The sequence below is a fragment of the Paenibacillus sp. FW101-FHT12H11 genome (genome assembly GCF_058790355.1).
Genome location: NZ_JBYTCO010000001.1, coordinates 585,037 through 608,520 on the forward strand (window position 1 = coordinate 585,037; position 23,484 = coordinate 608,520).

At 43.9% G+C, this 23,484-nt stretch carries 19 protein-coding genes; 18 read left to right on the forward strand and 1 reads right to left on the reverse strand.

The genetic code is table 11. From position 1 onward, the window contains the following. Positions 1–14 precede the first annotated feature (14 nt). The 14 genes from AC3WTJ_RS02530 to AC3WTJ_RS02595 all read left to right on the forward strand — a co-directional run bounded on the left by AC3WTJ_RS02530 (position 15) and on the right by AC3WTJ_RS02595 (position 16,995). The gene (locus tag AC3WTJ_RS02530) at positions 15–902 is read left to right on the forward strand and encodes a carbohydrate ABC transporter permease (protein WP_407873148.1); all 888 of its coding nucleotides are present in this window, start codon (positions 15–17) and stop codon (positions 900–902) included. An 88-nt stretch (positions 903–990) separates the two neighbouring features. Then, a complete protein-coding gene (locus AC3WTJ_RS02535) occupies positions 991–2,748 on the forward strand; it encodes a sensor histidine kinase (protein ID WP_492520418.1) in 1,758 nt (585 codons plus the stop codon). Further along, a complete protein-coding gene (locus tag AC3WTJ_RS02540; protein WP_492520419.1) occupies positions 2,741–4,339 on the forward strand; it encodes a response regulator transcription factor in 1,599 nt (532 codons plus the stop codon). Before AC3WTJ_RS02535 ends, AC3WTJ_RS02540 begins: the two co-directional genes overlap by 8 nt. 41 nt (positions 4,340–4,380) lie before the next feature. Further along, positions 4,381–5,910 carry a glycoside hydrolase family 43 protein gene (locus tag AC3WTJ_RS02545; protein WP_492520420.1) on the forward strand — a complete coding sequence of 510 codons (1,530 nt, stop codon included), beginning with the start codon at positions 4,381–4,383 and terminating at the stop codon, positions 5,908–5,910. 15 nt (positions 5,911–5,925) lie between these two features. Next, the gene (locus tag AC3WTJ_RS02550; protein WP_492520421.1) at positions 5,926–7,398 is read left to right on the forward strand and encodes a DUF5605 domain-containing protein; all 1,473 of its coding nucleotides are present in this window, start codon (positions 5,926–5,928) and stop codon (positions 7,396–7,398) included. 237 nt (positions 7,399–7,635) lie between these two features. Beyond that, entirely contained in the window at positions 7,636–8,664 is a 1,029-nt protein-coding gene (locus tag AC3WTJ_RS02555; protein WP_492520422.1) for a LacI family DNA-binding transcriptional regulator, read from the forward strand. 123 nt (positions 8,665–8,787) lie between these two features. Further along, positions 8,788–10,050, forward strand: coding sequence for an ABC transporter substrate-binding protein (locus AC3WTJ_RS02560; protein WP_492520423.1), 1,263 nt, complete (start codon positions 8,788–8,790; stop codon positions 10,048–10,050). A 299-nt stretch (positions 10,051–10,349) separates the two neighbouring features. Then, on the forward strand, positions 10,350–11,057 hold the full coding sequence (locus AC3WTJ_RS02565) for a carbohydrate ABC transporter permease (RefSeq protein WP_220138838.1): 708 nt from the start codon (positions 10,350–10,352) through the stop codon (positions 11,055–11,057). 12 nt (positions 11,058–11,069) lie between these two features. Then, positions 11,070–11,891 (forward strand): carbohydrate ABC transporter permease, encoded by an 822-nt coding sequence (locus AC3WTJ_RS02570; protein WP_492520424.1) that lies wholly within the window; start codon positions 11,070–11,072, stop codon positions 11,889–11,891. 35 nt (positions 11,892–11,926) lie between these two features. After that, complete coding sequence (locus AC3WTJ_RS02575; protein ID WP_492520425.1) at positions 11,927–13,147, forward strand: family 1 glycosylhydrolase; 1,221 nt, start codon at positions 11,927–11,929, stop codon at positions 13,145–13,147. Between the two features lie 272 nt (positions 13,148–13,419). Beyond that, the gene (locus tag AC3WTJ_RS02580) at positions 13,420–14,367 is read left to right on the forward strand and encodes a helix-turn-helix transcriptional regulator (RefSeq protein ID WP_492520426.1); all 948 of its coding nucleotides are present in this window, start codon (positions 13,420–13,422) and stop codon (positions 14,365–14,367) included. Between the two features lie 73 nt (positions 14,368–14,440). Further along, positions 14,441–14,992 carry a DinB family protein gene (locus AC3WTJ_RS02585; protein ID WP_492520427.1) on the forward strand — a complete coding sequence of 184 codons (552 nt, stop codon included), beginning with the start codon at positions 14,441–14,443 and terminating at the stop codon, positions 14,990–14,992. A 673-nt stretch (positions 14,993–15,665) separates the two neighbouring features. Beyond that, complete coding sequence (locus AC3WTJ_RS02590; protein ID WP_492520428.1) at positions 15,666–15,935, forward strand: hypothetical protein; 270 nt, start codon at positions 15,666–15,668, stop codon at positions 15,933–15,935. A gap of 784 nt (positions 15,936–16,719) precedes the next feature. Further along, positions 16,720–16,995 carry a glycerate kinase gene (locus AC3WTJ_RS02595; RefSeq protein WP_492520429.1) on the forward strand — a complete coding sequence of 92 codons (276 nt, stop codon included), beginning with the start codon at positions 16,720–16,722 and terminating at the stop codon, positions 16,993–16,995. A 137-nt stretch (positions 16,996–17,132) separates the two neighbouring features. Here the strand turns inward: AC3WTJ_RS02595 and AC3WTJ_RS02600 are convergent, their stop codons facing one another. Beyond that, on the reverse strand, positions 17,133–17,372 hold the full coding sequence (locus AC3WTJ_RS02600) for a helix-turn-helix domain-containing protein (protein ID WP_492520430.1): 240 nt from the start codon (positions 17,370–17,372) through the stop codon (positions 17,133–17,135). 154 nt (positions 17,373–17,526) lie between these two features. Between AC3WTJ_RS02600 and AC3WTJ_RS02605 the strand changes: the two genes are divergently transcribed. The 4 genes from AC3WTJ_RS02605 (at position 17,527) to AC3WTJ_RS02620 (ending at position 23,483) form a co-directional block, all read left to right on the forward strand. Continuing rightward, positions 17,527–19,320 (forward strand): cache domain-containing sensor histidine kinase, encoded by a 1,794-nt coding sequence (locus AC3WTJ_RS02605; protein WP_492520431.1) that lies wholly within the window; start codon positions 17,527–17,529, stop codon positions 19,318–19,320. Then, positions 19,298–20,896, forward strand: coding sequence for a response regulator (locus AC3WTJ_RS02610; protein WP_492520432.1), 1,599 nt, complete (start codon positions 19,298–19,300; stop codon positions 20,894–20,896). The genes AC3WTJ_RS02605 and AC3WTJ_RS02610 overlap by 23 nt, the downstream gene beginning before the upstream one ends. Before the next feature lie 250 nt (positions 20,897–21,146). After that, positions 21,147–22,490, forward strand: coding sequence for an ABC transporter substrate-binding protein (locus tag AC3WTJ_RS02615; RefSeq protein WP_492520433.1), 1,344 nt, complete (start codon positions 21,147–21,149; stop codon positions 22,488–22,490). Positions 22,491–22,580: 90 nt separating this feature from the next. Next, positions 22,581–23,483 carry a carbohydrate ABC transporter permease gene (locus AC3WTJ_RS02620; RefSeq protein ID WP_492520434.1) on the forward strand — a complete coding sequence of 301 codons (903 nt, stop codon included), beginning with the start codon at positions 22,581–22,583 and terminating at the stop codon, positions 23,481–23,483. The last annotated feature ends 1 nt before the right edge of the window (position 23,484 follow it).

The following is a 23,484-nucleotide window of genomic DNA, read 5'->3' on the forward strand; positions in this document are numbered from 1 at the left end:
TGTCTGATACTTATATCCGGGTACCCAACAGTCGATTCCGATTCGAGTGGTTTTCCGTTCTGAATGTTTCTTTTCTAATTATTGTATCGTTAATTTGCGTCCTCCCGTTAATTCATATCATTGCAATCTCGTTTAGTTCAAGTACCGCAGCAGCAGCAGGTCATGTAAAGCTGTGGCCGGTTGACTTTACATTAGCCTCTTACAAGTTTACGGCTAGTCGAGCAGCATTTTGGCAATCCATGCTTGTATCCTTGGAGCGCATCGCGATCGGGACGCCGTTAAATTTAATTTTAACCATTCTCGTCGCATTTCCTTTATCCAAGGAAACGAAGGCGTTTCGCATGCGAATGGTTTATGCTTGGATTTTCTTCATCACGATGCTCTTTCATGGTGGTTTGATCCCTTGGTATTCTACACTTAAGCAGTACAATATGCTTGATACGATTTGGGCGCTCGTGCTGCCCGGTGCGGTTCCCGTATTCAGCGTGGTCCTTCTGCTTAACTTTTTCCGTGAGGTGCCGAAGGAGCTGGAGGAGGCAGCCGTCGTGGACGGTGCGAGCTATTGGACGACACTCTGGAAAATCTATGTGCCGATATCCATGCCTGCTCTTGCAACGCTTGCCTTATTCTCCATGGTCGAACATTGGAACAGTTGGTTTGACGGCCTCCTGCTTATGGGAGACCCTAGTCACTATCCGCTGCAGAGCTATATTCAAACGATCGTCATTCAACAAAATTTAACGAATATATCACGTGACGAAGCCGTAAATATGGCCCTCATTTCTGATCGGACGCTGAAAGCTTCACAGATCTTTTTGGGCTCCCTTCCCATTATCTTGGCGTATCCTTTCTTGCAGAAGTATTTCGTTAAAGGGATTGTCCTTGGCAGCGTTAAGGGGTAGTGCATGATAGATGGCTCCCTAATGAAAATGCTTAGGAAACTTACAAGCTTCAGGCTATAATGGAAGAAAAAAGTTGGGGGCTTGTACCTTGATCAACCGTCAACCATTCACTTTGCGAAACACGATATTCCTCCGGCTGCTCAGCACTTTTTTGCTTATCATGCTGCCCATTTTATTATTTGGCGTTTACCTGTATAACTGGATCGTCCAAACGGCAAGTGAAGACATCTCCAAAACAGCGGTATCCCAACTAACCTTCTATATCAACGATCTCGAAAAAGAGATAGAACGGATGAAGCTGCTGCAGTTTGGCGTTATCGATGATGAAGATCTCAATGAACTGACACTGACTTGGGACACGATGGATGTGTTTAAACGCACGGAAAAAATTAACTCACTGCGAAAACGGCTGTATGCCATTCAAAACAGCTCTCCTTATATTAAAAATGTAAGTGCTCATATTTATCCGATATCGAAAACGATTTCATCCGCCAATGGCCCAAGTGAATTTGATACCGAACGGTACAATGGCTTGCGCTCAGCTTTAAGCAGTAGGAATAACCAGATCATCGAGTGGAATGGCGGATTGTTTCTAAGTGCCGCGAAGCAGGGAGTAGCCAAAGGGAATCAACCGTTGTTCATTATTGAAATTGAACTGGATCAAGAGAGACTGCAGGAAGCGTTAGGCCAGTTTAACACCTATCCTGGAAGTGGAACATTGATGACCAAGGAGAATACCAGTGTTATTCTGACGAGTGGATCTTTGGAGCATTTATGGCAGGATATACCGGCCACCATTGCACAAATAAATCAAAACCCGGTTCACAGCACAGGGACCTTCACCATCTCGGGAAACCGCTATTATACCGCAATTGCAAGTTCTGATTATTTAAATATGTCGATTTACCGGTTTATTCCAGAGCAAATTATTAAAAAGCCGCTAGACAAGTTTTATCTGTGGGCCTGGTTATTTATTTTCGTTGCTATTGTCATCATTGCCATTTATGCATTCTCCACCTACAAATTTATTCATAAACCTTTGTTAACGCTAGTTAAAAGCTTTCGGCGTATGGAAAATGGGGATCTGGATGTAAACATCCAACACGAGTCTAAGGATGAGCTCGGTTACTTGTATGGCCGATTTAACCAAATGGTCACCAATCTTAGCTCTTTAATCGATCAGGTGTATAAGCAGAAAATTATGACACAACGGGCGGAGCTGAAGCAGCTTCAATCCCAAATCAATCCGCATTTTCTATACAACAGTTTCTTTATCCTAAGGACGATGGCCAGGATCGGAGATCTTGAACGAATCGGACAGTTCGTCACACAGCTTGGCGAATATTTTCAATTTGTCACCAGAAATGCTTCTGACGAAGTGCTGCTGAAACAGGAAATTCACCATGCCAGAATGTACACGGAGATTCAGGAATTACGCTTTTCTCGACGTATCCGGGTACAATTCGACGCTCTCCCGCGGGAAATTGAACAGTTGTCAGTTCCACGTTTAATTGTACAGCCGATTATCGAGAATGCCTTTGAACACAGTTTGGAACAAATGAAACGCAGTGGCTGTATTATGATACGCTTCGAGTTGGCAGAGAGTGAGATACGAATCATTGTGGAGGATAATGGTGATAGTTTGACGGATGAGACACTGGAACGTATCTCGGACACGCTGGATAACGGTGACGAACATGCGGAGACGACGGGCTTAGTGAATATTCACCGCCGGGTCAAAATGACATTCGGTGAAGCATACGGTCTACGAATAAGCCGAAGTGAGCTCGGGGGATTGAAAGTTATCATTACTATTCCTTTTCAAGGTGGTGATGCTCATGATTAGAATGCTGATCGTTGACGATGAGGAGATCATAACAGACGGGCTGTTTGACATATTTAGCCAACTGAATCTCAATCTTGATTTGTATAAAGCCTATTCCGGTGAAGAAGCGCTGGATTGGATGAATACGACGAGAGTGGACATCGTGTTGTCCGATATTCGTATGCCCGGGATGGATGGGCTCGAGCTAATGAGAAACATACGCAGGAGTTGGCCGCATTGCAAAATCATTTTTTTGACTGGATATAATGACTTTGATTATGTCTACCAAGCGATTCAATCACCCGGAGTCAGTTATCTCCTAAAGAGTGAGGAATACGATAAGATCATCAAGGCCGTAACGGATGCGATACATGAATTGGAAAACAGTCTAAAGTTCCATGATCTAGTCAAGCAATCAAGAGAGAAGTTAACTACGCTCGAAACTCTCGCTCAAGGGAATTATTTCCGTTATTTACTTCAAGGGACACGAACAACGGAAGAGTTCGTCGTTGATTTCCGTAATCTTGGCATAACTCTTGATCCAACTAGGCCCATTCTTGTGGCGCTAGCTGACCTGCAACGAACGAATACGCACCCTTCCTTTGCGGAAAGTCAGAATGCAGCACTTGCAGTCAAATTTTTGGCAGAGACATTTTTGGAAGAACGCACAAACCACCTTGGAGTCATCGATCATTATGGCGACCTCGTCTGGCTTGTTCAACCCAAGGATGAAGCCTACCCCCGCACGGTAAAATATCTAGAGGGACAATTTGAGCTTATGCAGCAAGCTTGTCATGAATCTTTGGGAATTTCTTTTGCCATCACGCTTTGTGCCGATACCTGCGAATGGAAGCAGCTTTCTGAGATATACGATCGAATGAGAAGTGAACAGTACTGGCGAGCGGGCGACGGCGCCCAGATGGTGCAAACAGTCACCTTGGAAACCATTGGAACTGCGGCCAACTCAAGAACGCTGAGAGAAAAAGCAGAGTCCTTGGCGATTCATCTAGAAGGTGGAAATAGAGAGGGATATCTCCATCTGTTCAACGAACTAATGAAAACAGCATACGATGAACGAGGAAATGGCGGACCTTTTGCCCTGGAATTGTATTATACGATTGCTCTCTGTCTATTATCCTATATTAACCGTTGGGAGCTGCACGATAAGGTTGGAACAACCGGGCTTATGCAAAGAGACAGGCATTCATCCTGGCAAGATAGCTATGAGTTTTTGAAACAGACCGCAGAGTCTTTGTTTGATCTTCGATTAAGTGTAGAACGTAATAGAGCAGCAGCGGTGATAGAAAAGATACGGTTGTATATAGAGGAGCATCTATGCGAAGACTTATCTCTCGTACGTTTGGCTAGTGTGATACACTTCAATCCGTCCTATTTATCTCGGCTTTTTAAGCAGGAAAGTGGCATTAATCTATCTGAATATATTGATGAAGTTAGAATGGAGAAAGCCAAAAATTTGCTCAAAAAGGACGAACTTAAAATTGCTGAGGTGGGTGCTCAGGTAGGGTATGAAACTCCCCACTCTTTTACTCGGTTTTTCAAAAAATCAACCAGAATGACTCCTGCGGAGTATCGTGAGATTGTAAGGAAGTAAGAGTAGTGGAATTAGCATTTTAAGTATTAGGAGAGTTAGTGATGGAGAATGTGACGATAACGAACCCCATTATCTGGGCGGATGTTCCGGACCCTTGCGTTATTAGAGTAGGAACCGCTTACTATATGGTAAGCACAAGCATGCATGCAATGCCTGGATGCCCGATTATGAAGTCTGAGAATTTGATGGATTGGAGAATTGTGAACTACGTTTATGACACCTTAGAGGATAGCGACGCCTATAATTTGCTGGATGGGAGAGGCGTTTACGGTAAAGGGTCATGGGCGGCAAGCTTGCGTCATCATAATGGCATGTTCTATGTGTGTTTCTCAAGTAATGATATGAACCGGTTCTACATATACCGGACAGATGATATCGAGAACGGGAAATGGGAGCGATCTGTCCTTTCAGGCATCCATCATGATCCAAGTCTTCTGTTTGACGACGGCCGCGTTTATGTCATTCATGGCAACGGTAGTATTCGAATTACGGAACTTACGTCTGATGTGATGACGGTAAAATCTGGAGGTATCGATCAACGGCTCTTCGAGACGGAACGTGACGGCATCATGCTGCGCTGCGAGGGATGCCATGCGTATAAGCTGAACGGTTATTATTATTTGTTTTTCATTGAGTGGCCAAATACCGGAAATCAACGCCGTAGGCAACTTTGTTATCGTTCAAGAGAGTTGCTCGGTGTTTATGAACATAGAGTGATTCTTGATGACGACATGGGGTACCGCAATCATGGGATCGCTCAGGGAGGCATCGTAGATACACCGCAGGATGAGTGGTATGCCTTATTCTTTCAAGATCATGATGCTGTGGGGAGAATTCCCATTGTGCTTCAAGTTACTTGGGTGGAGGACTGGCCGGTCATTGGGATGGAAGGTAAAGCGCAAGTTTCATTCCAAGCGCAATTGCCGAACACCGCACCTACGGCGTCTACCCAATTGGTCATTAGCGATGAGTTCGACTATAACGAAAATAAATTGCTGCTTAATTGGCAATGGAATCATAATCCGGATAACCGGCTGTGGTCTGCTACCGCGCGTCCTGGCTGGTTGCGATTAGAGACGGGGAATATTACCGACAGTGTCTTATTTGCACGCAATACATTGACGCAGCGGACGGAAGGGCCTGTATGCATCGGCATTACGGCAATGGATGTTTCCCATATGAAGCCGGGTGATCATGCTGGAATGGTTGCACTTCAAAATCATTTTGGAACAGTCGGTATTCAAATCGCTGCAAACGGCGAACGATATGTTGCGATGTGTATCAATCGAGGCGAAGGTAGTGAAGAAACGGTCGAGCGGCTTCCCTACGAGGACAATTTGATTTACTTGAAAATTCATTTCGATTTTGAAAATAGTACGGATCTTGCAAGCTTTTACTACTCGACTGACTGTGAAGCATGGAAGCAAATCGGGGTCCCTTTGAAGATGAAGTATACGCTTGATCATTTTATGGGCTACCGGATCGGGTTGTTTAATTATGCGACCAAGTCTGTTGGCGGGCATGCTGATTTTGACTTTTTTCGATTTAATAAGGTTGAAAGTAATATTTAAAGGAGAGGAAGACCTATGGCTTTCGCTCAAAACAGGACATCAAGCGAACAAGTTGAACAATGGGATATCTTTGAGCTTGTGTTTTTTGCTTCATATGATGGAAATCCTTTTATTGAAGTATCTCTATCCGCAGAGTTCTACTCAGGTGACCACTCAGTAAATGTGATGGGATTTTATGATGGCGAAGGCACATTTCGTATTCGATTCATGCCGACAACCTTGGGAGATTGGAGTTATCGTACATCTAGTAATGTAGCAGTGCTCGATGGTCAGGTTGGCAGCTTTGTCTGTGTAGAATCATCTCCAGATAATCACGGTCCGGTTCGAGTAAGTGATACATCTCACTTTGCATACGCAGACGGCCTCCGATATCTGCCGGTAGGTACAACGTGCTACGCCTGGACGCATCAGCCGGCTAATCTTGAAGAACAAACGCTGTCGACGTTGAAAGCTTCCCCGTTCAATAAGCTGAGAATGTGCGTATTCCCAAAATCTTATCAGTTTAATGTAAACGAGCCCATTTATTATCCTTTCGAGGGATCACTGGAGGACGGATGGGATTATAGCCGGTTTAATCCGGTATTTTTCCAGCATCTTGAAATGAGGATTGCTGATCTTGGCAAGCTCGGCATAGAGGCAGATCTCATTCTATTCCATCCGTATGATCGATGGGGGTTCTCACAGATGCCGCTGGAAGTTGATGAAAGATATCTTCGATATCTTACAGCCCGTCTTGCTGCATACCGGAATGTATGGTGGTCATTAGCCAATGAATTTGATTTAATGAATGCTAAAAAAGAGGATGACTGGGAGTACTTTGCTGAAATCGTGACATCAACCGATCCGGTAGGCCATCTCATTTCCAATCATAATTGCCTTCGATTCTACGATTACAGCAAACCTTGGGTAACTCATTGTAGTATACAACGTATTGACATGTATAAAACGGCAGAAGAAACAAATGCATGGCGTGAAAAGTGGAATAAGCCGATTATCGTAGACGAATGTGCGTATGAAGGAGACATCGAACACGGGTGGGGAAACATCACAGGGGAAGAATTAACCCGTCGATTCTGGGAAGGTGCAGTACGTGGCGGTTATGTTGGCCATGGAGAGACCTATTACAATGAGAGGGAAGTTCTATGGTGGTCAAAAGGAGGCGAACTTACGGGGACGAGTCCTGAGAGAATCGCATTCCTTCGCCGAATCATTGAACAAAGCCCTGGTGGCATACTGAATCCGCTGCCTTCTTCCTGGGATTTGCCTTGCGCAGGCATGAAGGATGAATACTACTTGTACTACTTTGGTTTCAATCAGCCGCGTTACCGGCATTTCAAACAAGAGGCCGGTGTCTCCTATCGTGTAGAAGTCATTGATACCTGGAATATGACGATAACCCAGGTGCCAGGCATTTTCGAAGGGGCGTTCCGTGTTGAACTTCCTGGGCGTCAATATATGGCGGTTAGATTAGTTGCATTGATAAATTGATTAAGGCAAAGGCTGAATGCGAACCGGGTAGTGCATTTTCGCGAAGGGAAGTTGAGCGAGATTGGATAGGATGAGGACCGGGACTCCGTTGGGGTTCCGGTTTTTGATTTATCGACATTTAATTTCTCATTAAGGAATGGGGGGGGGCTTTGTAATAGAAAGTATTGACAAAACAATGAGAACGCTTTATTATTCGGTTATACAATTTAAATCGATTTAAACGATAAGGGGTAACAAGTGAAAAATTTTACAGTAACAATAAAAGACGTTGCTAATCTTGCCAATGTTTCAACGGCGACCGTATCCTTAGCTCTCTCCGGAGATCCAAGGGTAAACGTGAAAACGAAGAAATTGGTAGAAGAAGCAGCTTTGAAGCTGAATTATATTCCGAATGAGATTGGCCGCAGTCTCAGAGCTAAGAAAACGGAAACCATCTCATTTATCATCCCCAATACCTCTCATCATGTGTTCACTCATCCTTACTTTGCTCAGCTACTAGAAGGAATTAACGAAGTGCTCGATAATCATAATTATAATTTGATGCTATCGACAAGCCCGTCGGAAAAGGATGAATCTGCCGCGTACAACAAAATATTGAAGAATCGCCGTACAGATGGGATCATACTTTCATCGGCTTCCATACATGATAGAAATATTCTAAGAATGGTCGAATCAGGCTTTCCTGTTGTATATCTGGGGAAATGGCACCATGACAATGTGCTAACGGTCGAAAGAGATGATAAGGGGGGAGCTTATACAGCTACAGAGCATCTCATACGGATTGGCCGAAGGAGAATTGTACATATTACAGGTCCATTAGACCATCAAGAAGGCATTGATCGGTTAGAAGGGTATAAGCAAGCTCTTTCAGATAATAAAATCCACTACGATGAAGCTTTAATCATTGAAAAGGATTTCTCTAGAGAGTCTGGATACGAAGCTGCAGCAGAATTAATGGATAAACAAGTGGATTATGATGCAGTGTTCGCAGGAAATGATCTTATGGCAATTGGCGCGTTGAAATTTTACAAAGAAAACAAGATTTCGGTTCCAGGTGATGTGTCCGTTGTAGGTTTTGATGATATTGATATGGCAACAGTTGTCAGTCCCGAGCTAACGACGATTCATCAGCCCATGAGAGAGATTGGGTATGCGGCTGCGGAGAAATTAATCGCCTTCCTAAATAACCAAGAAGTAAAGGAAAAAAGAACGATTATGTCTACACATCTTATCATTCGCGAATCATGCGGTGCAGATAGGACATAAGCGTTTTTTTAAAATAAATTTAAATCGATTTAAATTAGAAAGGAAGTGATAGCGATGTAACGCGAAATGGCTGTCCGAGGTGTCAAAAACAGGGGTCTTACATTTAACCAAAGGAGGATTACAATGAGCAACCTTTTAATGAAAAAATCATGGGTGAATTCGTTCGTATCCGTTTTGACTTTATCCGTTGTTCTGACAGCATGTGGAGGAAGTAAAGAAGCTTCTGGACAAAAAGTAACGTTAACCTATTGGAATGGATTCACGGGCCCGGATCGTCCGGCCTATGAGGAACTAGTCAAACAATTTAATGATAAACACCCCAATATTCAAGTTACGATGGACATTTCTCCATGGGATGCACTTCTTGCCAAATTACCTACATCATTAGCTTCGGGGCAAGGTCCTGATATCGCCTCCTTCGATTCGTCGCTGATTCCGCAATATGCTAAAGGCAACTTGATTCTTCCGGTAGATGATATTTACGGAAAGGGGATCGACCAAAATGTTATGGCGAAGAGCTTAGTTGATGCAATGAAATATAATGACAAGTTATACGCAGTGCCCGCCAATACAGCAACGTTATTAATGTACTATAACAAGGACCTATTCAAAGCTGCAGGGATTACCGCTCCTCCCACGACGTGGGCCGAATGGCAGGATGACATTCTTAAAACAACGAAAACGAACGGCTCTGATAAACAATATGGGCTGGTGCTCGCTGACCATGCAACAATTCCGATGTGGCCAATTCTTCTTTGGGGTAACGGCGGAGATATTCTTTCTACCGATCACAAGAAATCCATGTTAAACGACAGTAAAACTGTGGAAGCGCTTAAAATATGGGCTGACCTAGTCGCAAACAAGGGGATTTCTCCCGTTAATCTTACGGGGGGAGATGCTGATAAAATCTTCGCATCCGGCAAAGCGGCCATGGAAATTAATGGTCCTTGGATGGCTGGTGGATTAAGCGGCGTGAACTTTGGCGTTGCGCCGGTTCCGGCAGGCCCAGCAGGTAAGGCTACGCTTGCGAATGCCGTTGCCATGGTTATCGGGAAAAACACGAAGCACAAAAATGAGGTTTACGAGTTCATGAAGTTCTGGAACAGTGCGGATGCACAAGCTTATCTATCTTCAAAAAGCGGATTCCCACCAACGCGAACCGATCTAAATGACAATGCGCAGGTAAAATCGAATCCACTCATTCCTCAATTTGCAGCGGTCGCAAATGATTCTAGATTTTACCTAGCAGGCTTAGAACAGTTTAGCAAAATTGACAGCGATATCTTTACTCCGGCTATTCAAGCGATTACCAACAATAAAGGTACCGTAGAAGCTACAATGGCAGATGCAAGCAAGAAATTGGATGCCCTTTTATCAGGCAAATAGTTCATAACGGTGTGAAAAAGCACCCTACGGACTGTGGGCGAAAATACCATTTTGATAGGGTGCTTCTCATGCCGCTTATGTTTAAGAGTAACCCGGTTCAGGAGGTAGTTATGACAAGCACACGCACGATCAGAAAGCCTTTGATAAAACAAAGCCGGGCAGCCTTTTTCTTCTTGTTGCCAACTGGACTGATATTATCATTATTTGTATTTTGGCCAATCATGAATTCGTTTTGGTTAAGCCTTCATCAATGGAGTCTGCTGGAACCAGACCACCCATTTATAGGATTAAGTAATTACATGAAATTGATGCAGGATGAGCGCTTCTGGAACTCCGTGAGAAATACCGTTTATTTTACAGTTGGATCTGTTCCTCTGGGTATTATTTGTTCGCTGCTGCTCGCTCTATTGTGCAATTTAACGCTTAAAGGTATGAGTTTCTTTAAAGCGATTTATTTCCTGCCCGTGATCTCTTCGTTTGCCGTGCTTTCGATTATTTGGTCCTTTTTGATGGATCCGGATATAGGATTACTCTCTTATTATTTTCATCTCATTGGCTTTTCCGTGACCGGTTGGCTGCGGGATACCACATGGGCGATGCCGGTTGTTATTCTAATTGCTATTTGGAAAAATGTCGGTTTCAATATGGTCATTTTCATGGCAGGCTTGCAAGGGATTTCTGTTTCCTTATATGAAGCTGCAAAAATTGACGGCGCTAATACGTTCCAAAAATTTTGGCATATTACATTGCCGTCCTTAAGACATACTACGCTGTTTGTGATCATTATCTCCCTCATTGCCTCATTTCAAGTATTTGATCAGGTGTTTGTTATGACGCACGGAGGTCCCTTGTTCAGTACGGAAACCATTGTTTATTACATTTACCATCAAGGCTTTGAATTGCTCGATATGGGATATGCCTCGTCAGCGGCTTGGATTTTGTTTATTTTTGTATTTTTAATTACACTAACTCAACTTAAGTTGTTTAACTACAATGAAACGGATTAGGAGGTATTGGATATGAAGGTAACTTTAACCCGCAATTTCCAGTATCTTATGCTCATTGCGGCAGCGATTGTCATCGCCTTTCCTTTTGTATGGATGGTGCTAACATCATTTAAGCCAGAGAACGAAATTGTACATTTTCCACCTGCTTTGTTTCCATCCAAGATGATCTTAGACTCCTATATCCATGTATGGAGTAGGATTCCTTTTCTGGTGTTTTTCAAAAACAGCGTTATTTTCTCGTTCAGTGTTACCTTGGTCTCTCTCCTGTTTGACTCCATGGCCGGTTATGCGTTTGCCAGACTTTCGTTTAGAGGAAGAAATAAGTTGTTTCTTCTTGTGCTTGTTGCATTAATGATTCCCGTCCAAGTAACCATTATTCCGTTGTTTATCATGCTTAGCCATTTGGGCTGGCTTAACACGTTTGTGGGTTTAATTGTTCCGCGTGCAACGAATGCATTTGGCATTTTTATGTTAAGACAGTTTCTTGTGGGTTTGCCCAAAGAGTTGGATGAAGCAGCAAGAATAGACGGATGCTCTGAATTTAGATTATATTGGCAAATCATTTTGCCCCTTGCCAAGCCCGCTATTGCGAGTCTGGCGCTGTTCCACTTGATGTACAACTGGAATGATTTATTGTGGCCACTAATAATTACAAGTACCGAGGATATGAGAACGCTGCCGGCTGGACTTGCCTTATTTATGGGGCAGCATGTTGTGGAGTATGGCATTTTAACTGCTGGGGCAGCGATTGCTACCGCACCGCTTGTTATTGCTTTTTTATTTGCACAAAAGTATTTCATTCAAGGTGTTGCATTTACCGGCATGAAAGAATAGAGAAAAGATTTGACGGAAAAGGAGAGAACGACTGTATGGGCAAATTACATCCTTGGGTTTGGGCTGTAGGAATCGAGAATACTTTCATCGGTCAAACGGCGAGAGGCGAGAGGGTACTAGATGAATTCGAGATTACGCAGCATTATCAATTCTGGGAAGAAGACTTAGATCGAGTGAGGGCATCTGGAGCTACCATGATTCGTTATGGCGTTCCCTGGTATCGGATTGAAACGAGCGAGGGCGTATTCGATTGGTCATGGACAGATAAGGTAATGGCTTATTTTGATCGGCATCGAGAATTAGTGCCCATCATTGACTTGATGCATTATGGTACGCCCCTATGGCTTAAGAATGAATTCATGAATGCGGAGTATCCGCAATTCGTTGCTAGATATGCTAAGGCATTTGCGGAAAGATACAAAGGAATAACTTCTTACTACACGCCGCTAAATGAGCCATTCGTTAATGCGGAATGGTGTGGATGGAGCGGAACTTGGCCGCCATATCTAACAGGCTTGCTGGGCTTTGGCTTACTTATGAATCAACTATGTAAGGGAATCATCCTAACGGTTCAGCAATTAAAACAAGTTGACCCAGATGCGGTGATGGTGCATGTGGAGGCTTCAAAGAAGTATATAGCCGCAGATGAATCCTATATCGAAGAAACCCATTTATGGAATGAAATCAGGTTTATCATGTGGGAGCTTATACAGGGTCGCATTCAGCAGGCACATCCTTTATACACGTGGGTATTGGATCATCATTTTAGCCATCGTGATTTAGAATGGTACGCAGAGAATCGGATTGAATTAGATATTGTCGGAGTCAATTATTATCCGCAATTCTCCTTGAATGTGATTGGCCAAGAGACGGCCGAACAAGGACAAATCCCACGTGCGGTGATGGGTTCAGCTGAGGATATGATCGATATTGCCAGGGATCTGTATCAACGATACAAGAAGCCCATTTTCATTACGGAAACCAGTTTTAATGGCAGCGTAGAACAACGCGTTTCTTGGTTGGAGGAACTCATTCGTGCAAGCTGGAAGATGAGTGAGGAGGGAATTGAGCTTTATGGTGTAACGTGGTTTCCTTTTCTGGATATGGTGGATTGGCCTTATCGGACCAATGGGTTATCGTTTCAAGAGAATCTGGCTACCTTCGGTCTATACAGTTTGGAGGAGAAGCCCGACGGAACGATTCATAGAGTTAAAAATGCGGCTGGCGAAAGATTCGAGGAAGAATTGAGAAAATAGTCGGTTTTATTTTAGACAGGATCCTGTCAACTTGGGATAGCGATAGGTGAGAGATCAATTAGCTCCAACCTATGTCTTAGCAACGTCGCCAAGTAATGTCTTGGATGCGAGTAAGGGTTTATGAAGCCGGCGAGATTTCGCGGGCTTTTTAATATTTAAATCAAAATAATTTTGTGGGAGTTCGCGATCGGCTGTCAAGTCCATGCTAACGTGTAATTTGTTGTGGTAGAATAAGTAGATGGAGTGAGAGGACGGACACGGGGGGAACAGTAATGAACAAGACCGATCGGCAGCTCGCCATAATGCTTGAACTACAACGGAGTAAAGTATTAAGAGCAGAAGATTTGGCATCTATATTTGAGACTAGCGTGCGGACAATATATCGGGACATACAAGCTCTAAGTGAAATGGGGGTTCCGATCCTTGGGGCTCCCGGGCAGGGTTACTCCCTAATGGAAGGTTATTTTCTTCCACCAGTCGGGTTTACTGCTGAAGAGGCAGTAGCCATGCTTATGGGTACTGACTTTATCGAACAGAGGCTGGATGGCGATTACGCACATGCAGCTAAGGCGGCCCGGCGCAAAATTGAAGCTATTCTGCCAGAAACAGTGCAAGACGAGTCGAGGCGCGTTCGGGAAACGATGCGGCTTCTTCAGGCCGGCGAGCCGGTAACTAGCTCGAGGGAAAAGGACTATCTCGGACAAGCGAGGCGGGCAATTATGGAGCGCCGTAAATTACGTATGACCTATCTGAAAAAAATGCCGGAAGCGGACGGCAATCGGAAGAGCACGCGTGAGATCGCTCCATACGGATTGGCGCTTGTTCAGGGAAATTGGATTTTGATTGCACATTGTGACTTGCGGCAAGAAATTCGGCATTTCCGGTTGTCGCGGATGACGGGGCTAACCGTATTGGAGGATCGCTTTCTCATTCCAAATGGATTTAACCTTAACAACTACCGTCCGTCGGACGACCGTAACGAACGGGTGCTGGTTCTGGCTCATCCTGAAATTGCGGACAAAATCGCTGAGACTTGTCATTATTATATGGAATCGACTGAGGAGCGGAAGGACGGTCTTCTCGTCAACTTTCTTGTCCGACAGCCGGAGGAGCTGCTGTCTTATATCCTCGGCTGGGGCGGGAATGTCGAGGTGTTGGAACCGGAGTCTCTCCGACATCGGATTCAGGAAGAGGCCGAAAAAATCTTAAAACGCTACTGACACGCTATTGTCAGTAGCGTTTTGTTATATTTGGATCATATCCAAGAATGAATGATGAGGAGTTGTTTGATTCATGAGAAGTACAGCGGAAGCACTAAAGGCATTTGAGACAACAGTAGGGCGTTATTTAATAGAACTGGAAAGCCTCGATATGGAGCAGCTGATAAAAAAACCGAACGAGGAGGAATGGTCGATTGGTGAAATGTATATGCATCTAATTCAATCGGCACAATTCATGCATTTGCACAATGTTGATCAATGTTTGGCTGGAAGTGTAGCGACAGTAGACGCTATGGAGGAAAAAACAGAGAGGGGCAAGGGAGCCTTCGAACTGGGGAGTTTTCCTCCCGTGCGGATTCGGGTACCTGCTTCACCGCAATACACTCCAAAACAACCGGAAAGTAAGGAGCAGCTGAAGGAGAGTTTTCACGGGATCGTGGAGCGGATGAAAAATACGGAATCCACTTTGAGTAAGGTACCCGAGAGCAGAAAAAACAGAAGAATTCTTCATCCCGGATTCGGTGCTCTAAACGCCAATGAGTGGTTTTTACTTATAGAGATGCATTACAGGCATCATTTATCGCAGTTGGAGCGTTTGAAACAATTTTTGGAAAATAACGCATAGTTGTTGGCGGTTAGATTACCGCTATCTATTGTAGTGGATAAAATTGGTTAATAGGTATGAGGAAGGGCTGCCGCATGGCAGCCCTTTTACGTGGTAGAATATCAATATTTCAGTTTTTTAGTAAAGATGAAATAATGCTAGTACGCTAATAAGATACCCTTTGAATGAATAAGAGCATACCCCGGAAGCTATTTTAGAAAGGTTTATCTAGGATATAACATCATTATAGTTGATCAAAAGGGAAGGATAACGAAGTCAACCGTTGAATAAACATATGTGAGATATTCTGGAATTTATCTGGTAATATGAAAACAACAGAGAGAAATACGCTCAAAGCGAATAGAACGTTAGTTCAATATAGCAGATTAAAACCGTATAACGGCAAGATGTATTATTGGAATGTCCAAGAAGATGACGAGGATTATGGGAGAATTAATCTTAGTATTGTTTCAGAAGATAAAAAATTAATTGTTTCATATCGTGTAGCGCAGTCAGACAATCATAAGACACCGCATATTGTAATACAGGGTAAGGAGTTGGCAATACATTAAGTGATCAGAGAACTTTAGTTTAATAAGCATCTTAGAAAGAGCTACAAGCATGGATCGTCAGCCGAGTTATTTAAGGAAACTGTGTGTGCAAAAGCATTTGTTTGAATCTTGAGGAGGTCAAGATGGGGAGTTTTGCCTTAATCTGTTTAATCGTCCTAACTCTAATAGCTGTTGCGATCTTTTATGGATGTGTATTTTTGGACTTTATTAACCCAAACGCACTTCAAGCTCAACTTTTAGGTGTCATTATTATACTGTTCGGAGTAATTGTTTTGCTGTCTTTTGAAGATTCTTCTGGATATGGATTTACATTTGGGTTAATCGGCTTTATTACAGGCGTTCTCGGTACATTTAGAGAATCCCAAAGGGTTACAGAAGAAAAAGAAGATTGAACCAGTGGTGTACGATAGTTGAGTTATATAGCACAGGAAGCAGATGACATGTAGTTACTCCCTGCGGAAATCATGAGAATTTCCAGTTACTTAATACTTATCCTGTGGAGTGTTGGAATGGCCCTACATCGACCTTGCATGCACTGAATGAATCTAAACATTCGGGTATTCATAAGGATCAGTTAAGTGATTATTTTGAGCAAATACAAGAGCGGTTATCTTATAAAAAGTGGTATTTTGGTCACTTTCATAGAGATATGGAATTACCAAATAAACAAAAACTTATATAAATCAATTGAGCTATTTCCGACTGAGCAATCCTAGTTAATGAGATATACCGTGGGAGATTTAGCCATAAAAACATCAAAGGGTGAACATTGAACAAGAAAAAATCGATAATTTATTTTATCCTAGCATCATTTTTATTCGGTGGAGCCATCTATCTATTCCAGAGTATCTTTTGGACTTTATTCTTTTTAATATTTATAGGTTATATCTTAACGATTAAGATATCAGATAAAAGAAGTTTCGGGAAACAAATGTTTAGTGCGTGTTTAGGTCTTTTCTTTTTCGGTTGGCTCGCAGCTTTTGTCATTGTGCTAATTAAAATATTCATAAGCCAATTATATTACTCGTTAGACTAACATGGATGGATTGCATGGCATGCAGCTCGTCACGCGGTAGCTGCTCCCTGGTTTCGTTAAAGGTACGGGAGGATAGTTGATCAAGATGAAACGCATTTAGTCATCCTAATCTGCTTAAGTTCGTCATTTCTCCTTTCTCAATGTGGAGGCGTGGAGAAGGCCGGATCGACAACCAAACGGCATCTGGCAAGACACCGATGGGTATTGCTCAAGAGGCACAAAAATTCAATGTTCCTACCATTGCCTTCGCTGGTTCGGTAGGTCAAGGGATCGAACGCTTGTACGATGTTGGTATTCATAGTGTTCATAGCATTATGACAGGTCCTATGCTATTAGAAGACGCCATGAAGCAAGCACCTGAATTGCTGGAGCAAGCGAGTGAGCAGCTTATACGAACACTGGTGTTGAGATTTTGAAGATTTTTAAGGGTTCGAATCAGTAAGACAGGACGGAAGTTTCTATTACACATGTGACCGGGACCCGAAAGGGCCTCGGTTATTTGTTTTTAAGCAGAGTAGCGCAATGTTCTAGAAGCAGCTCTTTATTTTTGACCCTACTTATTCCTATAGAAATTACTCATATAAGAAGAAGGAGATTCCCCTATTACTTTTTTGAAAACGCGACTGAAATAATAAGGATTCTTATAACCTAACCTCTCGCTTATCTCAGATACATTGAGAGAAGTGTTTCGCATCCAATCGATCGCTTTGTTTATTCTTAATTTCGTATGCGCTTCAATAATGCTAAGTCCTGTTTGTGTTTTGAAGGTTGCCGATACGTAACTGTAGTTCAAGGATGAGACCTATACCGTTTATTTTCCTGTGGATCAGTCCCATGAATAAGTTCTTAAAAAAGCGCACCTTCACATGAAATATCATCGCTCGTTTAACGGGCGAATTCTGTTAAAATAGACTTATTCTAAATCGAAAGCATGAGGCGGCTCCCAGATGGCATCGAACCCTTTTCGGCTGCACAAAAGCATTTTTGCCAAATTTACACTCTCTTTCATTTCCGTCGGTCTCATCCCGCTGCTCATTCTCAGTTATATTTCACTGCAGACGTTCAGCGGCTTTATGGAGCGTTATGCGACGAACAATTATGAGCAAATGCTGCTGTTTGCGAGCCGAAATGTCGATGATATGTTTGTCAAATACAACAACATTTCCAAACTCATGTACTCCTACGGAGTTGGCGGCCTCTATGGCCAATTGGGACAAGCGATTGCAGCGCAAAGCAAGGAGAAAGACATTCGCTTGACGATGACGATCAATGATTTCTTGCAAACGGTGTTGTATACAGAACGTAACCTGCAAAGTGTCTTTTTTGTTTTGCCGGACGGAACCTTTCAAAGCTTATCTAAGAACAACGTTGCCCTGGATTACCAATATCAATATCCGAGGGTGGAATGGCAAGAGCAGATGAAGCTTAATCGTAACGGTCTTGGCTTTTTTTCGACCCATAAGCAAGATTATTTTCTTGGGGCATCGGATCAAGTGATGACGTTCGGTCGCAACCTAACGGATGTCCTGGGGTCTTCGAAGGTCGAAGGCGAGATCGTCGGGAGCTTTTATATGGATGTTGGGCTTGGCGTGTTTAATGAGATTTTTAAGCAAATGGTTCTGAATAACCGGGATACCGTCTATGTCGTTGATAAACAGGGGATTATCCTTTATAGCAATCAGACAGAGCTAATCGGTTCTGTTTTTCATGCGAATCCATCGGATGATTTTTTGCATCTACAACAGGAAACAGCCGAGAATAACATTAAGATTGTTGGCGAGTTTTATAAAAAAGAATTGTTTCTCAAAGTCGAGCAGCTCATCAAGACGATTACGATCGTCATTGGCCTGTGTATGGTTTCGTTGATTGTGGTAGCTGTCTGGTTCTCCAATCGCTTCTCCAACCCGATTCGCAGCATTACGCGAGAAATGGCAAAAGTAGAATCCGGTAATTTCGATACGAAGGTGACCGTCAAGACGGCGGATGAGCTGGGTTTACTTTCCCATGGTTTTAATAAAATGGTGGGACGGCTGAAGGAATACATTGATGTTGTGTATGTAGCGCAAATTAAGCAAAAGCAGGCGGAGCTTAATGCACTGAAAAGCCAGATCAGACCGCATTATTTGTACAATACACTGGAAGTAATTCGGATGAACGCCGTTGCGGAAGATGCGAACGAGGTTGGGGATATGATTCTATCGTTATCGCATCAGCTTAAGTATGTCCTCGATTATGGCGAAGAATCGGTTGCGATCCGGGCTGAGAAAGCGAATGTGGAGCAATATTTTCAATTGATGGTCATCAGGTACGGCGAGCATAAGCTGGGCCTTGACTTCCGGTTCGATGCGGACTTAATGGACTATGCGATTCCGAAGTTATCGCTGCAGCCGATCGTCGAAAACGCCATTTATCATGGCATTATGCCTAAACCAGGGAAAGGTACAATTCGTATATCGATTGAAAAGCTGCCGGACAACTTGCTTAGTGTCACGGTGGACGACGACGGTGTAGGGATGAACGAGGATGCGCTTGAACTTGTTCGTCAGAAGTTGGCTAAGGGCAGCTCACTGGATACGGGCAGCAGTATCGGGCTCATTAATGTCCATGAGCGAATTGTGGCGCTGTATGGGCAAGGTTTCGGTGTAGAGATCAATAGCAGTCAACATATTGGAACAACCGTCCGTCTTGTCATTCCTTTAACGAAAGAGGTGAGCGTCCGTGTTGAACGCCATTCTAGCTGATGATGAACCGATCATTATCAAAGGGTTAAAAAAACTCATTCCGTGGGAAGAGCTCGGCATTGCAATCGTAGGTGAGGCGATGACGGGGAGAGGTTTGATGGAACAGATTGAACTCACTCAGCCTGATCTGGTCATCACGGATATTAGTATGCCGGACGGATCAGGCATCGATGTCATTAAAGAGGTGCAAAGACGGCAGCTGCGGACGAAAATTATTTTCATCAGCGCATATCAAGAGTTCTCTTATGCTAAGGACGCGCTAGCCTTCGGTGCGGTCGATTATTTGGTGAAGCCGATTGAGAAGAGGCTGCTGCTCGAGGCAGTGGGCAAAGCGATGACGTTGCTGCAGGAGGCGAATGAAGATCAATCCTCCAAGGGGAAGCTCGCTGTTTATGAACAAAAAGATAAAAAGACACAGCTCGAGGAGCTGTTCGACAGGCTTACCCAAGGCGATATTCGGTGGGAGGAAGCGCAGCGTAAGCTTCAGGCATTGAACACACAGTTTACCGGCCCCTGTTTCAGTGTGTTGTATGTGAAGCTTGCGCATGTACAGTTGCAGGATGGCAGGTGGGGGGAGCATGAGAAGCGTCTACTCGTGTTTGCGGTATCCAATCTGGTTGATGAGCTGCTCCAACTTTATGGCAGCGGTCTCGTCTTTCGTAAAGGTGAAAATTTATGCGTCATTGTGAACCACATGCATGTAGAGGATGATTTGCAGCGGCTTGTGAGCGAAATGCGGGATAAGATTTTATTTTATTTGAAAATTCATGTGACGATCTGTATCGGAATGCCGGCTCACAGTCTACAGGACATAAGGCAATCCTACATGTCGGCCGTTGAGACGATGAACTATAGCTATTTTGAAAAGGATGGGACGATTCTTTCTTGGTCACAGAATGAACGGCGAGGCGGCTCAGATCAACTCTTGGCAGATGCCAAGCAAGCTGTGATTAAAGCGGTCATCGCCAAGGAAAAGCAGCAGGTGCAGGAGCTGTTGGGCAGCTTCTTTGAGCATGCTGCAGCGGGCGCCAACGGTCGCAAAGAATCGGCGATCTTAATCGTATACGCCATGCTGACGGACTTAATGGAGGAGATGTCGGCTGTGGGGATTGACCATCAGGTGTCATCGGAGCAGCGGAAAGACTGGCAGCAGCGGATGCATCAATTTTACTGTTTTGGTGATCTTATTGCTTTTATAAATGCCCGTATTTTGGACATACTGGAGCAAGTAAGCACCGCAGGCGGCAGCCGCGAAGCGCAGCAAATGAAGATGATTAAAGAATACATTGAGGAGCACTATAGCGAGAATATAACGTTGGAAAGCATGGCTTCCCAAGTTTTTATGAATCCGTATTATTTTAGCAGCTTCTTTAAAAAGCACACGAATGAGAATTTTAAGCAGTACGTCACGAACGTTCGGATGAAAAATGCAGTCCGGCTGCTCTTGCAAACAGATTTGCTCGTTTATGAAATTGCTGAGCAGGTTGGCTATCATAATCCACGGCAATTCAGCGATATGTTCAAGAAAAGCTATGGCAAGCTTCCGCATGAATATAAGAGTCAAATTAAAGGATAAATCGTAGTCAATCTGTTTTTCTAAAGACAGCTTCTGCCATAGCTTCGTTTCGGAGCCTAAGCGGAGGCTGTTTTTCCATGTAGATGAAAGTTGTTGCCTCCGTTTTCACCTTCTTAAATTCATGCACATCAAGCTTAAAAAACTTCATTCTAAACGATTTGGGCGTATGTTAGTCTTAATTCAAACGAACAAAGCACAAAGCAAGGGTTGTTCAAAAGAAGCTACAACTAAAGGGAGGTTACTTTCAACCATGGTTAAAACTTTTTCCAAAGTACTCGTAGGATCGACAGCATTAGCACTCATTGTGGCAGGTTGCGGCAGCAAAAGTGATTCCGCAACTCCAGCATCAAGCGCAGCTCCGGCTGGCACAGCTGCAGCGACTGCAGCTCCGAAGAAAGAGGTAACCTTCAGCGTCATTTATGCGACAGGCGACCCGGCGACCAAGCAAGCGGTAGCTGATTCCATTGCCGCTTACACGAAAGCGAACCCGAACGTTAAAATCAAAGATTTGAGCGAAACAACGACAGCGGCTTATCTGGACTTCTTAAAAACCAAAGATGCCGTTGGTGAATTCCCGGATTTAGTTGAAATGCGTGACACGCAATTGTTCGCGGATGCCGGCAAGCTGGCTGAACTTCCAAAAGATCTACAAAGCTTGTTTGAAAACGTTCCACAAGTTAACGGCAAAGTATACAATGCGCCTATCGCGCTGCCTGCTCCACAAGGGATCATTTATAGCAAAAAAGCGTATGCGGATGCAGGCATTACCGAAGAGCCCAAAACGTATGCGGATTTCATCGCTGCGCAGGAAAAGCTGAAAGCCAAAGGTATTTCACCGATCGTTGTCGGCGGTAAAGACATTTTTCACTGGGGCTTCTGGGTCAATAAATTTTTGATCGACGAAGTGTTCATCAAAGATGCGGATTGGAATTCCAAGCGTTCCGAAGGCACAGTGAGCTTTACGGATCCAGGTCCGGCGAAAGCGATGCAGCTATTGACGGATCTATTTACGAAAGGCTACGTAGATAAAGGTTACATGAGTACGGCGGACAACCAAACGGCTTCCATGCTCGTGACAGGTAAAGCAGCAAGCTTATTCTCCGGCCCTTGGATGTTCCCGACGATTGCACAAGCAGATCCGAAATTTGATTTCGGCTGGTACCCGGTACCGGATCAAACAGGTGCAGTAAACGTTGTTGGTCTTGCTCAGCCTGCAGGTTGGTCCCTGTCAGCTAATGCAGCGAAAGATGCCGATAAAACAGCGGCGATCTCGGACTTCATTAAGTTCTTCTTCAGCAAAGAGCAATATCCGAAATACTTGAAAGTAGCAAGCGCAATCCCATCTACAAAGGAAAAAATGAACTATGAAGCTTCTCCGCAATTGCAAGAAGTGTTGACGATGATGGCGGATCCAAATGTTAAAAAATCACTTCAAATCAACAACTTCTGGGGAGCTAACCAAATCCCGCCGCAATTCCGTAACTGGTTCTATAAATCCGTTCAAGATTGGTTAGTGAAAGGTGATTTCAGCGCAGATTACTTGAAAAAAGCGGATGCTGAGTGGGATACCGAAGTGAAGGCAATGAAAAAATAAAAGCGAAAAGGCTGCAAACGGAGAACCTCTGCGTCACTTGCGGAGGTTTTCCTGCTACTGCCTTCAAATTCATATAGGAGGCATAAGAGAATGACAAGCATACAGCCTGTTAAGAGAAAAAGAAAATGGCTAAACTTTTCCATCGTGTTTCTTGTTCCTGCACTGATCCTCTATACCTTATTCGTCATGGTCCCAACAGCAAGCAGTGTTTACCTTAGCTTTACTTCCTGGGACGGTGTTAGTCCGGATATTCGCTTCATCGGCTTCGATAACTTCGTAGAGATGTGGCATAGTGAGCGCGTGCATAATGCGCTGAAGAATACGTTAATTTTATCTGTTGTCTTAGTTATTGTTGAAAATGTCGTGGCCTTGATGCTGGCGATGCTCGTAGATCAGGTGAAATGGTTCCGCAATTTGTTTCGCAGCATTTTTTACTTCCCAACGTTACTCAGCGGGATTGTCATGGGGTTTGTCTGGACAATTATTCTGAATTACAACTTTGGCGTGATTACACAATTGCTTGCTAAGCTGCATCTTTCCTTCTTGAACGTCGATTGGCTTGGAAATCCGGATTATGCCTTGATCTCCATCATTTTTGCAACGGTATGGAAAGGCGCCGGCTATTATATGATTATTTATTTGGCTGGTCTGCAAGGGATTCCGCCAGAGTTGACGGAAGCGGCAAGCATTGACGGAGCGAACCGATGGCAGCAATTCCGCCATATCACGTTCCCATTGCTGGCAGGAGCCTTTACGGTCTGCATGATGTTGTCGATGATTGCATCCCTCAAAATATTCGATCAGATCGCCGTCATGACGGACGGCGGACCTGGATTTGCAACAGAAACACTGACGTACATTATTTACAAAGTCGGCTTTGGCGAGCTGCGGCAAGGCTTCGGAACAGCGCTATCGCTTGTCTTATTTATTCTCATTTTGATCGTATCGCTGATTCAAATTAAGCTGCTTCGCAGCAGGGAGGTGCAGCTATAAG